Origin of the sequence: Streptomyces sp. MNU89 (assembly GCF_020982505.1) — a bacterium.
GTDB classification, from domain to species: Bacteria; Actinomycetota; Actinomycetes; order Streptomycetales; family Streptomycetaceae; genus Streptomyces; species Streptomyces xinghaiensis.
This window is the reverse complement of sequence record NZ_JAJKLL010000001.1, coordinates 4,325,003-4,338,581: the sequence shown is the minus strand read 5'-3', so window position 1 is coordinate 4,338,581 and position 13,579 is coordinate 4,325,003. Positions and strand designations below refer to the sequence as shown.

Genomic DNA, 13,579 nt, shown 5'->3' with positions numbered 1-13,579 from the left:
CGGGAGCCGCCGCAATCTCGTCTAGGGTGCTGCCATGACGGCAGAGAGGGACCGGGACGCGGACGCCGAGACGCTTCTGGACGGGATCGGGCCGGCGTTCTCGCGGCTGCGGAGGCACACCCCGGCCGACCGCAAGGACTTCTCCCGCAACCTCGTCCTCAACGTGGTGGCCGACGGTTCCGGCGAGACGACCGTCGGCACGGTGGCCGAGGAACTCCGGGTGGACCCCTCTGTGGCCAGCCGGATGGTCTCCGACTGCATCTCCTCGGGCTACCTGCTCCGCGCGGCTTCCCAGAGCGACGGCCGGCGCACCGTTCTGCGGCTCACGCCCGAGGGCGAGGCCCTGCGGAAGGAGTTCGCCGGGCAGCAGCGGGACGCCTTCGAACGCATCACCGCGGACTGGCCCGACTCCGAACGGCTCGAGTTCGCCCGCCTGCTGCTCAAGTACGCCGAAGCCGGCGCCGCGCTCCGCAGGCGCGAGAGTTCGTAGGCGCGAGAGTCCGTGGGCACGCGGCGGCTCCCCGCCGGCCACACCACCGTCGCGCCTATGGGGAGCGGTCAACCGGGCTGGACGTGCCCGGGGCAGCGGGCCCGGCGGCGTAGCGGCCGGGCGTCGTGCCCAGGATGCGTTTGAAGTGGCGGGTCAGATGCGGCTGGTCGTAGAAGCCGGACGCGGTCGCCGCCTCCGCGGGCGGGCGGCCGTCGAGGAGCAGCCGCCGGGCGCGTTCGACGCGGCGTGCCATCAGGTACTGGTGCGGGGCGATGCCGAAGGCGGCGGTGAAGGCCCGGACCAGGTGGGTGGGGTGGGCGTGCACCAGCTTCGCGGCCTCGTCCAGGCTCACCCCGTCGGTCAGCCGTTCGTCGAGGAGTTCCCGCAGGGTGTGGGCCACGCCGCGGCCGGCGTTCGGCGGGTGCGCGGCGAGCCGGGGCCGCAGGTGGCCGCGCAGCCGGTCTGCGACCAGGGCGAGGCGGCTCTCGGCCTCCAGTTCGTCGCCCCGCCGCGCCAGGGCCGTGTGCAGTTGTCCGACGCGGCGGCGCAGCAGGGGGTCGGCCAGATCGGGGCTGTCCGCCGCCGGGCCGATGAAGCCCTCGTCCAGCTGGGCCAGGTCCAGGTAGAGCACCCGTTTGCGGAAGCCCCGAGCGGTGGCGGACGAGCCGTTGTGCGGCACCTGCGGGGGGAGCAGCGAGACCGTGTCGTGCGGGGTGCCGTGCTCGCGGCGGTTCAGGTCGTAGCGGACGGCACCGTCGTCGACGATCAGCAGGGTCCACACGTCGTGGACGTGCATCGGGTAGGCGTGCTCGGTGAAGTGGGCGTGGAGGACTTCCGCGACGCCCGGAACCCGCGGTCGCCACGCGGAGATCTCCGGCCGTACCACCACCACGTCAAGAACGTACAAGAAGGCGCGCCGTGGTGGCGTGCAGTCTCAGGGCATGACGAACGAGAACACCCCCGTACGGTTCGACACCAAGATCGCCGTGCTGCTGCGCGACGATCTGGAGTCCTGGCAGCGGCTGAACGCCACCGCGTTCCTGGTCAGCGGGCTCGGTTCGGAGCTTCCCGAGGTGATCGGCGAACCCTACGCCGACGCCGACGGCACGCCCTATCTGCCCATGTTCCGCCAGCCCGTCCTGGTGTTCGAGGGGACGAAGGAGATCCTGACCGCCGCCCACGGCCGCGCCCTGTCCCGCTCGCTCCCCCGGTCGGTGTTCACCTCGGACCTCTTCGCCACCGGCCACGACCGGGACAACCGCGCCGCGGTGCGGGCCGTGCCGCGGGATCAGCTGGATCTGGTGGGTCTGGCCGTGCACGGGCCGCGCAACGCGGTCGACAAGGTGCTCAAGGGCGCCCGTATGCATCCCTGAGGGCGCACGGGCGCACCGGCGCACGGGCCGGCCGATCCGGGCCGGCCGATCCGGACCCTCGGTTCCCCGGCCCGCCCGCGAGGGCCGAGCCCGGGACCCGGTCACGGGCGGCGGAACGTCAGGTCACCCGGCGGGCCCGGTGGCGGACCGCGTTGAGCCGGACCTCGGCCGGAAGGCTGCCCACGCCCGCCGACTCCCGGGCGTGCCGGAGTGCCTCCCGGCTCAGCCGCTCCAGGGCGGTCGCCGGCCGGGCGTGTGGTTCGAGCCGCAGCCCGGCCCGCGTTCTCGGCGCCGCGGGGCGGCCCATCAGCCTGACGCGTGCCCGGGCGACGCCGTCCATGGCCTCCGCCTCGGCGGCCACGGCGTCCTCCAGTGCCCGTCCTCGCAGGTGTCCTCCCACGCCGTCGCCGCTGTCGACCGGGGCCGCAGCGAGGCGGTGCCGGCGCAGCTGGCTCAGCAGCCACCACAGCAGGAGCGCGAGGAGCACGCCGAGCGCCGCGAGGACGGCCGGCCACCACCACCCGTTGTCCCGGAACCGGGTCCGTGCCCCGTCCGTGAGGATCACGTCGTCCGGTCCCCCGAAGGGCCACCAGCCGGGCAGGCGGAAGTCCCAGTGCCGCTCGAGGTCGAGGCCACCGACCAGCGCGGCGCCGCCCAGGGCGAACAGGGCCAGCCCTGCCAGCCCGAGCAGCAGCCGGTTGACGGTCCTGAGCATGTGTGGCGTCACCCTTTCCTGGGGCGGTGGACGCGGACGGACAGCGAGGGCTGCCGGGCGAGACCGAGTTCCCGCACCCCGTCCGTCAGGGCCGTGTCCAGGTCGGCGCGGATGTCGTCGGGATCGCGGAAGTGGGACGTCACCCGTGCCCTGACCCTGCGGCGGCGCACGTCGATGCGGGCGGAGCGGACGCCCGGCACCTCCATGGCCCGGTCGCGCAGGATGAGGGCGGCGGCGGACCGGCCGAGTACGGCCCGTACGTCGCCGGCCCCGGCCGGGGTCCGCATCGGCAGCAGGGCGCGGAGGCCGGGGGTCACCGCGAGGACCAGCAGCCACAGCCCGACGGCCGCCGTCAGCGCGGCGCCGGCGAGCACCCAGCGGTCGTCGAGCGGCCGGGTCGCCAGTTCGTCGGCGAGCACGCGGCGCCAGCGCATCGCCGGCCCGCCGGCCCGTACGGCGGCCACGTCGTACAGGAGCAGGCCGGTGGCCGTGACGGCCACCACGGCGACGATGGCGGCGGGCACGCGCCGGGGGGACCAGAACCGGTGGGTGGCCCGTTCCCCGGCGTGCCCTGCGGCCTGCCCCTCGGCTTGTCCGCCGGTCCCTCCGCCGAATCCCGCGTCGGTCCCGGCGCCCGTCCCGCCGTCGGCTCGTTCTGCGGAGCGCCCATCGCCCCGTACGGCGGCGGCCGACGATCCGCCCGGTGCGGTCCCGCCCGCCGCCGTGGGCGAGGACGGCCCGGCGTCACCGGCCGGCAGCGGCCCGAGTGCCGGCTCCGGCGCCGGCTCCCGCCCTCGCTCCGGCTCCCGCTCGCTCATCGCACCCTCCCCCGGCCCTCGCCCCGCGTGTGGGCGGAGTGCAGTCGCTCGACCGTCACCACGACGTCATGGACCTTCATGCCCGCCAGCCCGCCGACCCGTTCGGTGACGACGCGGCGGACCGCCCCGCACTGCGCGCCGATGTCGGACGGGTAGCCCAGTTCCACCCCGATGTGCAAGCGCGCGTCACCGAGCGATGGCCCCCGCCCGAACGCGGGCCGCACGGACGCCCGCGCGCGGGGCGCCGCACGGCCGGGAGTCACGAGAGCCGCGGACTCGTCGAATCCGCTCAGGGCCTCACGGGCCGCCCGCGAAGCGATCTTCGCGACGACCCGATCGGCGACACGCGTCGCCCCTCGTTCGTGTGCGGGTACCGCCGGGGCTGCGGTCTGCGGCTGTGCCATCGGTCACCGTCGCCGGTCGGCGCGCTCACGGGACTGGAAGAAGTCGCCGGGCTCCAGATCGCCGTCCGCGAACCGCCCGGCGACGTATCCGACCGCGCCCAGCGCCGCCACGAGGAGAAAAGCCCCGAAGCCGCCGAAGTACCCTGCGAAGCCGAGCGCCATTCCGGCGACCAGGCCCACCATGGCCATGCTCATCGTGCCTCTTTCGTGTTCCGCAGGATTCGGCTAACGGAGCCGTGGCTGCTCTTGCTCTGTCTGCTCTTCCTCTTCGCCCGGGAGACTCACGTCGCTGACGAAGATGTTCACCTCGACGACTTCCAGACCCGTCATCCACTCCACGGCGGAGATCACGCTCTCCCGCACGGACGACGCGACGTCCGAGATCGAGACCCCGTAGTCGATGACGATCTCCAGATCGATCGCGGTCTGCTTTTCGCCCACCTCGACCCGGACTCCGTGGGAGACGGACTTGGCCGTCCCGGGCACGCGCTCCCGCGCCGCGTGGTAGGCCCGGGTGATGCCGCCGCCCATGGCATGCACGCCGTCCACATCACGGGCCGCCATCCCGGCGATCTTCTCGACCACACTGTCCGCGACGCTCGTCTTGCCGCGCGCCCCGCCGTCGGCGGTGTACGACCCGCCGCCCGCGGACTCCTTGCCGGAGGTGTCGGGCCTGTTCTTCTGTGCCGTTTCCGTCATGGCCGGTGATCCCTTCCTGGAAGAGAGGATTCCTCCCGGTTTCCCACGTTAAGACCGTTCTGCGCGAGATGCCCCTTGTGCGGGCATACGGTGGACCCGGCCCGCCGGACCGGCGGCGGGAGCGGCCGCACGGACCCGGTTCCGGCAGTCTGGACACGGCACGGTACGGAAGAGGTGGTGGCCGATGACGGCCGACGGATGGACGCAGGCCGGACGGAACCCGCTCGGCCCGGGCCTTCTCCTGCCCCTCGGCGGGCCCGGGGACGGAGCGTGGATCACCGAGCGCGCCGCCTGCGCGGTGCTGACCCGGGCTGCCGCCCGGGTGGACGGCGTCCGGCTCGGCGCCGTGAGAATCCGCCTGGCCGTACCGGAAGCGGCGCCGGAGCCGGCTGCCGGGGCTCACCGGGCCGCGCTGCAGCCGGAACCGCTGCGGATCGAGGCGGACTTCTCGGCGTCGGCCCGGCAGCCCCTGCCCCGCACCGCGGGGGAGCTCCGCCGGGCGCTGCTCGCCGCGGCCACCGGACGCCTGGGGCTGCCGACGGCCGAAATCGACCTGCGGGTGACGGACCTGCTGGGTGAACCCGCCCGCGCGGACCGGGCCTCGGACCGGGCTGCGGACCGGGCCTCGGACCGGGCCCCGGACCCGTCCGCAGCCCGGTTCGCGGACTGGCGTCCGGGCCCGGCCGAAGCCGCCGGCGCGGGGACGCCCCCGCCCGGAGCCGACGGCGCCGGACCGGCCCCGGTCTCCGGCTCCCCGCACCCGTCGCCGGGCCCGATGACGCACCCCTCACCCGGCCCGGTGCCCGTACGAGAGCCGGCCGCGGAGCTGGCCGACGCCGTGACGGCCGTACCCGGCGTCACCCGCCTCGCCCCCGTTCCGGAGCCGCCCGCGGGACAGACCAGCCGGTGGCTCGCCCAAGCCGTACGGATCAAGGACGGCGACGATCCCCCGAGCCGGTATGTCCGGGTGCAGCTCGCCACCGCCGAGGACCATCGCGCCCTCGACGTCGCCCGGGCCGTCCGCACGGCGGTGGCCGGAGCGGCGGAGGGCGACGCCCCCGGTCCGGTGACCGTCACCGTCCTCGTGACGACGGTGGAACCGGCCGGGGCCCCGCCGGCCTGACGGGCGCCACCGGCCGCCCCCGCCGGACCAGCCGCCGCCCCGCCCCCGCCCCAACACCTTTGTCTGGAAGGGAAGTTCACGCCGCGAGCAAGGGGGCAGGGGTCACTCACGGGCCCCCACGACGCCGCCTCCCCCGGTGCACAACCTTCGCGCCGTACCGCAGGTCTCACCATGTGGACCATCGCCTCGCCCCGTCCCGCCATGGTGCTCCTGGAGGAATCATGCGTCGCCTGCACACGCTGTGCGTCCTGGCCGCCCTTGGTCTCGGCGCCGCCCTCACCGGGGGTCCCGCCCACGCGGCCGACGGGGCCCGGCAGCCGCCGGCGGCAGCCGCGTCCGCCGGCGAGGACTTCAACGGCGACGGCTACCAGGACCTGGCGATCGGAGCCCCCGACGCCACGGTCTCCGGGCACGGGCAGGCCGGGTACGTCGTCATCACCTACGGCTCGGCGACCGGCCCCGACACCTCCTCCCGCGTGTACCTCACGCAGAGCAGCGCGGGCATCTCCGGCACCCCCGAGGAGGGTGACCGCTTCGGCGAGAAACTGATCTCCCGCGACCTCGACGGGGACGGCCTCACCGATCTCGCCGTCCACAGCGCGGGCGAGGACGTCGCCGGCACCGGCAGCCGCGGCATGGTGACGGTGCTGTGGGGCCGCACCGGCGGCCTCAGCGGTGACGGCTCCGCCGTCCTGAAGGCGCCGGCGGACAGCAGGTACTGGAGCGTCGGCTCCAACCTCACCGGCGGCGACTTCGACGGCGACGGCAACGCCGACCTCTTCATGGAGTACGGGCCCGACTGGGACGTGCGCTCCGTGCTCCGCGGCCCGTTCAGCCGGGCCGGGGAACCGGCGGGCGTGCAGAACCTCACCCTGTTCAGCACCGACAACAGCATTTCGGCGATCGCCGCGGGCGACATGACCGGCGACGGCATCGACGACCTCGCCACCTTCTACGCGTACCAGAACCACGCCGAGGGCGGGAAGTTCTGGCGCGGCACCGCCTCGGGCCTCTCCACGGTCCCGGCCGCGCTGCCCTCCGCGGCCACCGCCGTGACCGGGGACTTCGACAAGGACGGCATCGGTGACCTGGCGACCCGTGTGGTCCCCGGCGGCATCGTCGAGAACCTGCCCGACGACGCGGGCACGGTGAGGGTCCACTACGGAACCCCCTCCGGGCCGGGCACCGGCCGCGTGACGACGATCGACCAGGACACCCCGGGCGTCCCGGGCACGGGCGAGAAGGGCGACAACTTCGGCGCCCGCCTCTCCGCGGGGGACGCCAACGGCGACGGCTACGCGGACCTCGCCGCGGCCGTGCCCTACGAGGCCATCGGCAACCGGGCCGGGGCCGGAGCCGTGGTTCTGCTCAAGGGCGGCTCCGGCGGCCTCACCGGCACCGGCGCGCAGGCCTTCCACCAGGACACGCCAGGGATTCCCGGCATCGCCGAGACGGGCGACCACTTCGGCGACGCGGTCCGTCTCCTGGACGTCACCCGGGACGGCAGGGCCGAACTGGCCGCGTCCGCACCGGAGGAAAACGACACCGGCGCCGTCTGGTCCCTGCGCGGCACCGCCTCCGGCCTCACGGCCACGGGCTCGGCCGCCTTCAACCCGGTGGACCTGGGCATCCCGGCCGCGGGCTCCCGCTTCGGCGCGGTCCTCTCCCAACACACCGGCATTTACGTCGAGTAGCAGGCACCCGGTGGCCGACCGGTCCGGGCGGTGAGGCCCGACAGGTGCGCGGTCGGGCGCAGAACGCACCGAACGCCCGTAGGATTCGACGGTTCCGGCGTGAACGGGCCGGGTCCGCGCCCCGTATCCGTATACGACCGAGGTGTGCGTACAGCCGAAGCTCTCGGTCTTCATGGGGTTTGTGTACACGGGCCGCGCATACCGCGGCCGCAGGGGATGGGGGCGAACATGGCGGCAGTGGACAACGCGGTGCGGAGAGGCGGCGTGTCTCCGGTGGACGCGGCGCGCTGGGCCATGTGGACATGCGTCATCGTCAACGTGGTGATCGTCGAGGCGCTGTTCTTCGGCGCCGGTCCGGGCAAGAACGGGGTGCTCACGGTCGCCAAGTTCTTCGGAGTGCACGCGGCCCTGCTGATGCTCTGCCAACTGCTGCTGGTGGCGCGGCTGCCATGGCTGGACCGCCGCATCGGGATGGACCGGCTCACGGTGTGGCACCGCTGGGTCGGCTTCTCCCTGGTGTGGACCGTCCTCACCCACGCCACGCTGGTGGTGCTCGGCTACGCGAAACTCGACGACGCCTCCATGGGGAAGACGTTCGTCGCCCTGAGCGGGGTGCCGGCCTCCCTGCTGGGCATCCTCGCCGCGGCCGTCATCCTCGTGATCGCCGTGATCTCCACCCGGTCCCTGCGGCGGCGGCTGCGGTACGAGGTCTGGCACGGTCTGCACCTGCTGCTCTACGTGGCCCTGGGCCTGTCGTTCGTGCACCAGTTGCTGGAGACCAAGACGTTCACCTCCTCCCCGTTCGCGACGGCCTACTGGTGGATCCTGTGGCTGTTCGCCTTCGGCGCTCTGCTGACCGGGCGTGTCGCCATGCCACTGTGGCGCAATGCCTACCACCGGTTCCGCGTCGCGGCCGTGGTGCCGGAGTCGGACAACGTGGTGTCCGTGCACGTCACCGGCCGGCGCCTCGACAAACTTCCCGCCCGGGCCGGGCAGTTCTGCATCTGGCGGTTCCCCGGGCACAACCACTGGTGGTCGGCCAACCCCTTCTCCCTGTCGGCGACGCCCGACGGACAGGGGCTGCGCCTCACGGCGAAGGCTGCGGGCAGCACCAGCGCCGGCCTGCGGAACCTCCCGGTCGGCAGCCGCGTGTTCGTCGAGGGACCGTACGGGGCGTTCACCTCGCTCCACCGGACTCGGCCCGGTGCCCTGCTGATCGCCGGCGGCGTGGGCATCACACCCGTGCGTGCACTGCTGGAGGAACAGGGGACCGGCGACATCGTCGTGCTGTACCGGGTTCGCAGCGAGGCCGATGCCGTGCTGCTGGACGAGGTGCGCGAGCTGGTCGCGCTCCGGGGCGGACGGTTGCATCTGCTCACCGGCAGGACCGGCGAGGGCGGCGCCCCGCCGTTCGGCCCGGACAGCCTGCACCGGCTGGTCCCGGACATCACCGAACGCGACGTGTACGTCTGCGGCCCGCCCGCCATGACCACGGCCGTACTGTCCGGCCTGCGGGACCTGCGGGTCCCCGCGCGACAGGTGCACGCCGAGAGGTTCGGTCTGGCCTGAGCCGGAAAGGCGCCACGCGTCCAGAACGGACGCAGGTCTTTCGGACGGCGGATGTGCATCTGCCGGCGCTCGGGGACGGCGCGGCGCGGCGGATGGCCTGAGGCCGGGGGCCGGGCCTCGGGAGCCCGGAGCCGGGAGTCGGGAGCCGCAGGTCAGGAGTCGGGTGGAGTTTGTGGAGGCGGAGGCGGAGGGGTTGCGCGGCGAGCGCCGGGACATCAGGATGCAGGCCCAGTAACCGGCGGTAACCAGCCACCGGTGGCCGAAATCCCCAGCCTCCGACGCCCCACCCCGCCTCCGTCCCCGCACGTCCCGACCGACGGGAAGTAGGTCCCTGCCGTGCCCACGCCGCCTCGCGCCGTCTCCCCCGTACGCCTGCGCGCCGCCGTGGCCGGGCTGAGCGCCGCGCTGTTCCTCCCCGCGCTCCCCGCCGTGCCCGCCGCCGCTGCCGACATCGCCGAAGGCGCCGGAGCCACCGGCACGGCCGACATGACCGGCGTCGCCGAACTCGCGGGCGCCACCGGTGCTGCCGGTACCGCCGCGTCGGCCGATTCCGCCGCGTCGCCCTCCGGTTCCGCCGCGTCCCCCGGTTCCGCCGGAGCCACGGGCAGCGCCGTCCCGTTCGGCGTCGGCCTCGGCGGCTACACCGACCCCGCCTTCGCCGACGCGTGCACCTTCCACCGGTACGGCGAGGGCGAGACCCCGCCGCTCGGCCTCATCGGCACCGACCCCGTCTGCGTGGAGTACGCCAAGCGCGACATCACCGTCAGCAACGGCGGCGCCCTGCGCTTCCTGCTCGCCGAGCCCGCCCGCTTCGCCCTCGCCGTCCCCGCCTGCCGCTACTGGCAGATCGACCACTGGAGCGTCCAGACCCACCCGGGCGGCCCCGCCCTCGTCGGCTGGGACGGCAGCTACTGGTTCGACCAGTCGTCCGGCGAGGCCGCGCTCAAGGCCCGCAACATCAAGGTCGCCGGGGCACCGGCCACGGGTGAGGAGGCGGCCGACGCCCTCCGCCCGTACGATCCCGCGCTCGCCGACGCCCTGCTGCGCGCCTCCCTCGGCGTCAAGGTCGAGCTGCCGCTGAGCCCGTCCTGTTCGTGGCGGACGCGGTGAACGGGCGGATCGCGCCGCGGCCGAGCGGGGCTCCCGGCGGCACGCCGGGCCGCCACCGCCCCACCCGGCGGCAGCTCGTGCTCGGGCTGGCCGGTGCCGTCGCCGCGCTGCAGACCGGGGCGGTCGCCGCCCCCGCGCGGGCCTCGGCCGCCGGGTCGGCCGCCGCACTCGCCACCGGACCCGCCGCCGCCCCGGACATCAGTGCGTGGCGGACCGCCCTGGAGGCGTTCGCCGACACCATGGTCCCGGGCGAGAAGCGCCACTCCGGCGACCGTGCCATCGCGGGCGCCGCCGCCGGCCCCGGTGCCGTGCAGGCCGGAACCGTCGAACTGCTGTGCCTGCCCGAGCTGGGGCTCGCGCCACTGCTGCCGGTCCTCGCCGAACTGCTGGACACCCGGGCCGTGGCGTACGCGCTGCGCAAGGGCCGGGTCCTGCTGCCGGTCGCCGGCTCCGCCTTCGCCGGCCTCGGCTTCCGTGACCGCACCGCCCTCGCCGCGGAACTGCTCGAGCCGGGCGCGGCGGACCAGAAGCTCTGGGTCCTGCTCGCCCTCTTCTCCTCGCTGGCCTTCGACACCGCGGCCCACCTCCACACCACCGACGCGATCGCGCAGCGCCACCCCGGCCTGGCCTGGAGCGCGTTCCCGCCTCCGGACGCGGACGGCCTCTGGCGCCACCCGGAGTTCGGTTACGGCCGGGAACCGGCCCGCACCCACCCGCGCACCACGTCCGCAGGCCACCCCGCATGACGGCCGCCATCGAACGCACCGACGTCCTCGTCATCGGCAGCGGCTTCGGCGGCGCCATCCCCGCCTACCATCTGGCGGCGGGCGGGGCGAAGGTCACCGTTCTCGAACGCGGGCCCGAGCTGAGCGCCCAGGACTTCGCCCACGACCTGCGGATGGGCGGCTACACACGCGCCGTCGACCTCGTGCAGGGCGACGGCGTCACCGTCGTCGCCGGCAACTGCGTCGGCGGCTCCAGCGTCGTCTACTTCGCCGCCTCGCTCCGCGCCCCCGGCTTCGTCTTCGAACGCCGGGGCGGCCTCGGCCGCCGCCTGTGGCCGGCCGCGCTGACCCGCGACGCCCTCGACCCCTGGTACGACCGGGTCGAGGAGGCCATCCCCGTGGCCCGGCAGAGCTGGGACGACGTGCCGTACCCCGGCGGGCTGTTCGCGGCCGCCTGCGACCGGGCCGGGCGCAGCTGCAACCCCGTCCCGCTCGCCGTCGACCTCGCCACCTGCACCAACTGCAACTGGATGCTGAACGGCTGCCGCTTCGACGCCAAACGCTCCATGCTGCTCAACTACCTGCCCGCGGCCAGGGCGGCCGGGGCGGAGGTGCGCCCGCTGCACGAGGTGCAGACCATCGCCCCCGCCGTCACGCCCGGCTACCGCTTCCGGGTCGCGTACAGCGTGCTGGACGGGACCGACTACCGCGTCCCGGCCGGCGCGGGCATCATCGAGGCGAAGATCGTGGTGGCCGCGGCCGGCGCCATGGCGACCCCGGTGATCCTCCAGCGGTCGGCCGCCCTGCTGGGCTCCATGCCGCGCGCGGTGGGGCGCCACTTCTCCGGCAACGGCGACCGCGTGTCCATCGCGGACGTCGACGAGACGAAGGTGCGCGACCTGCTCGGACTGGAGCGGGCGCCGGGCGTCCCGTACGAGGGCTTCCCCGTCGGCAAGCCGATCGGCTCGATGTCCTACGACCGGCTCGACCCGGAGGCCCCGGAGTTCAGCCGCTTCTCGCTCCAGCAGATCTACTTCCCGGGCATCACCAACGTCCTGGCGCAGGCCACGGACGACCCGGCGACGAGTTGGTTCGGCACGGAGAAGAAGGCACTGCGGGCGCGCTGGCGCTCCTGGCTCTCCGTCCTGGCGATGACGGAGGACGACAACGAAGGGGTGTTCGGTCCGCCGCCGCCCACCGGCGCCGCCGTGCGGCTCGCCTCCTCGCTGAGCCTGTCCACGCTGAAGTACCGCCCGAACGCCAACACCCTGCGCGGCTGGGCGGAGGCGGACGAGGAGGCGCGGGCCGTGCTGGAAAAGGACGGGCTGGCGCGGGTGCGGCCGTGGAGCGGGTTCGCGGGATCGGTCAGCGCGCACCCGCTGGCGTCCTGCCGCCTCGGCGACGACCCGGCCACGTCCGCCCTGGACGACCGCAACGAACTGCGCGGCCACCCGGGCCTGTTCGTGACGGACGCCTCCGCCGTCCCGACCTCACTGTGCGTCAACCCCTCGCTGACGGTCGCGGCGCTGGCCGAGCGGGCCTGCCCGTCCATCGTGGAACGGGCGGCGGAGGCGGGGGTGGATGTGCGGTACGGGGCGCCGTCCCCGGACGGCGGGACGGCGGCGCGCGACGCGGCGCTCAGAACACTGCAGGGGAGCGGACGATGACGGGCGGAGCCGACATGGGGACGGGTGCGGGCGCGACGGCGGACCGCGAGGCGCTGGAGCGGCTGTACCGGCCCCGGCTCACCGGCAAGTCCGGCCGCCTGGAGGTCTGGTACGCGACCCTGACCGACCCGCGCACCGGCACGGGCGTCTGGATCCACCACGAGGTGGTCGCCCCGGCGGACGGCGGACCGGCCCGGCCGCACGGCTGGATCTCCGTCTTCCCGGCGGACGGCCGCCCGCCGGTGACGGAACGCTTCGGCCCGGAGTCGCCCGGGGCCACCCTGCCGGTGGCCGACAGCCCCGTCCCGTACTACACCTCCCCCGAAGTCCACGCCTCCAGCAGCCTGCTGGCGGGGGCGGCGGGCGGCATCCGCTGGCGGCTTCGCGTGGTGGAGGGCGGCGGCGCACCGCTGTACACCTTCCCCCGCTGGGCGTGGCGGACGGGGCTGCTCCCGGCCGCGCAGATCGTGCCCGCGCCGGACGCCCGCTTCTACGGCGAGGTCGACGTGCACGGCGAGAAACTGGAGTTGGCGGACGCGCGGGGCGGGGTGTCGCGAATCGCCGGGCACGGCAACGCCAAGCGGTGGGCCTGGCTCCACGCCGGCCTGGGCGGCGGCGACGTCCTGGAGATCGTGGCGGCCGTGGCCCGCCGCCCCGGGATGCGGCTGCTTCCGCCCCTCCCCCTGCTGCAACTGCGCGTGGGCGGCAAGGACTGGCCGCGCGACCCGCTGCTCGCGGCACCGCGCTTCACGGCGGACATCGGCTTGCCGGAGTGGACGGTGACCGGCCGGGCGGGCCGCCGCCGGCTCCGGGTGGAGGTCCGCCAGGACCCGGCCGACTGCGTCGCCCTCTCGTACACCGATCCGGACGGCGCGACGGCCACCTGCACCAACAGCGAACGGGCGAGCGCCGAGGTCGTGGCCGAGCGCCGCACCGGCTCCCGCTGGGAGACCGAACGCCGCTGGTCCCTGGACCACACGGCGCACGCGGAGGTCGGCGAGCGGCCGTGACCCCGAAGCGGTCGGTGTCCGGCCGAACGGAGCGAACCCCGCAGCCGTACACCTGACCGAGCCGCCGCTCCCTCCCCGCCGACGGAACCGGGGAGGGAGCGGCGGAGCGTTGACGTCGCCGAACCGGGCCACCCGGTCCGGGTCGCCCGCCCGTAGACCCGCTCCCGGGGCCGCCGCCCGTG

The 13,579-nt window shown here is 74.8% G+C and carries 15 protein-coding genes; 9 read left to right on the top strand and 6 right to left on the bottom strand.

The annotated features are described in order from the left end of the window. Nucleotides 1–34 precede the first annotated feature (34 nt). Complete coding sequence (locus tag E4N63_RS18690; RefSeq protein ID WP_230241228.1) at nucleotides 35–490, top strand: MarR family winged helix-turn-helix transcriptional regulator; 456 nt, start codon at nucleotides 35–37, stop codon at nucleotides 488–490. Between the two features lie 55 nt (nucleotides 491–545). On the opposite strand, the gene E4N63_RS18685 is transcribed toward E4N63_RS18690, so the two are convergent. Next, complete coding sequence (locus E4N63_RS18685) at nucleotides 546–1,382, bottom strand: AraC family transcriptional regulator (RefSeq protein ID WP_374112797.1); 837 nt, start codon at nucleotides 1,380–1,382, stop codon at nucleotides 546–548. A 49-nt stretch (nucleotides 1,383–1,431) separates the two neighbouring features. Here E4N63_RS18685 and E4N63_RS18680 point away from each other — a divergent pair, with 49 nt between their 5' ends. Further along, nucleotides 1,432–1,863 carry a DUF2000 domain-containing protein gene (locus E4N63_RS18680; RefSeq protein WP_230241227.1) on the top strand — a complete coding sequence of 144 codons (432 nt, stop codon included), beginning with the start codon at nucleotides 1,432–1,434 and terminating at the stop codon, nucleotides 1,861–1,863. Nucleotides 1,864–1,981: 118 nt separating this feature from the next. On the opposite strand, the gene amaP is transcribed toward E4N63_RS18680, so the two are convergent. From amaP to E4N63_RS18655, 5 genes are read right to left on the bottom strand one after another with little or no spacing between them, the layout of a single operon-like run. Continuing rightward, nucleotides 1,982–2,578 carry an alkaline shock response membrane anchor protein AmaP gene (amaP, locus tag E4N63_RS18675; protein ID WP_230241226.1) on the bottom strand — a complete coding sequence of 199 codons (597 nt, stop codon included), beginning with the start codon at nucleotides 2,576–2,578 and terminating at the stop codon, nucleotides 1,982–1,984. Nucleotides 2,579–2,586: 8 nt separating this feature from the next. Then, a complete protein-coding gene (locus tag E4N63_RS18670; protein ID WP_374112879.1) occupies nucleotides 2,587–3,336 on the bottom strand; it encodes a DUF6286 domain-containing protein in 750 nt (249 codons plus the stop codon). A 56-nt stretch (nucleotides 3,337–3,392) separates the two neighbouring features. Continuing rightward, nucleotides 3,393–3,800 carry an Asp23/Gls24 family envelope stress response protein gene (locus E4N63_RS18665; RefSeq protein WP_125623309.1) on the bottom strand — a complete coding sequence of 136 codons (408 nt, stop codon included), beginning with the start codon at nucleotides 3,798–3,800 and terminating at the stop codon, nucleotides 3,393–3,395. Between the two features lie 3 nt (nucleotides 3,801–3,803). Further along, nucleotides 3,804–3,995, bottom strand: a complete 192-nt coding sequence (locus tag E4N63_RS18660; protein ID WP_125623308.1) for a hypothetical protein — start codon at nucleotides 3,993–3,995, stop codon at nucleotides 3,804–3,806. Nucleotides 3,996–4,025: 30 nt separating this feature from the next. Next, complete coding sequence (locus E4N63_RS18655) at nucleotides 4,026–4,499, bottom strand: Asp23/Gls24 family envelope stress response protein (protein ID WP_043464946.1); 474 nt, start codon at nucleotides 4,497–4,499, stop codon at nucleotides 4,026–4,028. Between the two features lie 184 nt (nucleotides 4,500–4,683). Here E4N63_RS18655 and E4N63_RS18650 point away from each other — a divergent pair, with 184 nt between their 5' ends. From E4N63_RS18650 to E4N63_RS18620, 7 genes are all read left to right on the top strand, one after another. Next, complete coding sequence (locus tag E4N63_RS18650; protein ID WP_230241225.1) at nucleotides 4,684–5,622, top strand: hypothetical protein; 939 nt, start codon at nucleotides 4,684–4,686, stop codon at nucleotides 5,620–5,622. Nucleotides 5,623–5,843: 221 nt separating this feature from the next. Continuing rightward, the gene (locus tag E4N63_RS18645; RefSeq protein WP_230241224.1) at nucleotides 5,844–7,316 is read left to right on the top strand and encodes a hypothetical protein; all 1,473 of its coding nucleotides are present in this window, start codon (nucleotides 5,844–5,846) and stop codon (nucleotides 7,314–7,316) included. A gap of 228 nt (nucleotides 7,317–7,544) precedes the next feature. Then, nucleotides 7,545–8,885, top strand: a complete 1,341-nt coding sequence (locus E4N63_RS18640; RefSeq protein WP_230241223.1) for a ferric reductase-like transmembrane domain-containing protein — start codon at nucleotides 7,545–7,547, stop codon at nucleotides 8,883–8,885. Nucleotides 8,886–9,221: 336 nt separating this feature from the next. After that, on the top strand, nucleotides 9,222–9,995 hold the full coding sequence (locus tag E4N63_RS18635; protein ID WP_230241222.1) for a hypothetical protein: 774 nt from the start codon (nucleotides 9,222–9,224) through the stop codon (nucleotides 9,993–9,995). After that, nucleotides 9,980–10,741, top strand: coding sequence for a DUF5987 family protein (locus E4N63_RS18630; protein WP_230241221.1), 762 nt, complete (start codon nucleotides 9,980–9,982; stop codon nucleotides 10,739–10,741). Before E4N63_RS18635 ends, E4N63_RS18630 begins: the two co-directional genes overlap by 16 nt. Then, nucleotides 10,738–12,387 (top strand): GMC family oxidoreductase N-terminal domain-containing protein, encoded by a 1,650-nt coding sequence (locus E4N63_RS18625; RefSeq protein ID WP_230241220.1) that lies wholly within the window; start codon nucleotides 10,738–10,740, stop codon nucleotides 12,385–12,387. Before E4N63_RS18630 ends, E4N63_RS18625 begins: the two co-directional genes overlap by 4 nt. Then, complete coding sequence (locus E4N63_RS18620; RefSeq protein WP_230241219.1) at nucleotides 12,384–13,397, top strand: hypothetical protein; 1,014 nt, start codon at nucleotides 12,384–12,386, stop codon at nucleotides 13,395–13,397. Before E4N63_RS18625 ends, E4N63_RS18620 begins: the two co-directional genes overlap by 4 nt. Nucleotides 13,398–13,579: the final 182 nt, after the last annotated feature.

Excerpts from the sequence above, each read along its gene's own strand:
- E4N63_RS18690 (WP_230241228.1), top strand. The coding sequence starts at position 35 with ATGACGGCAGAGAGGGACCGGGACGCGGACGCCGAGACGCTTCTGGAC.
- E4N63_RS18680 (WP_230241227.1), top strand. The coding sequence starts at position 1,432 with ATGACGAACGAGAACACCCCCGTACGGTTCGACACCAAGATCGCCGTG.
- amaP (WP_230241226.1), bottom strand. The coding sequence starts at position 2,578 with ATGCTCAGGACCGTCAACCGGCTGCTGCTCGGGCTGGCAGGGCTGGCC.
- E4N63_RS18665 (WP_125623309.1), bottom strand. The coding sequence starts at position 3,800 with ATGGCACAGCCGCAGACCGCAGCCCCGGCGGTACCCGCACACGAACGA.
- E4N63_RS18660 (WP_125623308.1), bottom strand. The coding sequence starts at position 3,995 with ATGAGCATGGCCATGGTGGGCCTGGTCGCCGGAATGGCGCTCGGCTTC.
- E4N63_RS18655 (WP_043464946.1), bottom strand. The coding sequence starts at position 4,499 with ATGACGGAAACGGCACAGAAGAACAGGCCCGACACCTCCGGCAAGGAG.
- E4N63_RS18650 (WP_230241225.1), top strand. The coding sequence starts at position 4,684 with ATGACGGCCGACGGATGGACGCAGGCCGGACGGAACCCGCTCGGCCCG.
- E4N63_RS18645 (WP_230241224.1), top strand. The coding sequence starts at position 5,844 with ATGCGTCGCCTGCACACGCTGTGCGTCCTGGCCGCCCTTGGTCTCGGC.
- E4N63_RS18640 (WP_230241223.1), top strand. The coding sequence starts at position 7,545 with ATGGCGGCAGTGGACAACGCGGTGCGGAGAGGCGGCGTGTCTCCGGTG.
- E4N63_RS18625 (WP_230241220.1), top strand. The coding sequence starts at position 10,738 with ATGACGGCCGCCATCGAACGCACCGACGTCCTCGTCATCGGCAGCGGC.
- E4N63_RS18620 (WP_230241219.1), top strand. The coding sequence starts at position 12,384 with ATGACGGGCGGAGCCGACATGGGGACGGGTGCGGGCGCGACGGCGGAC.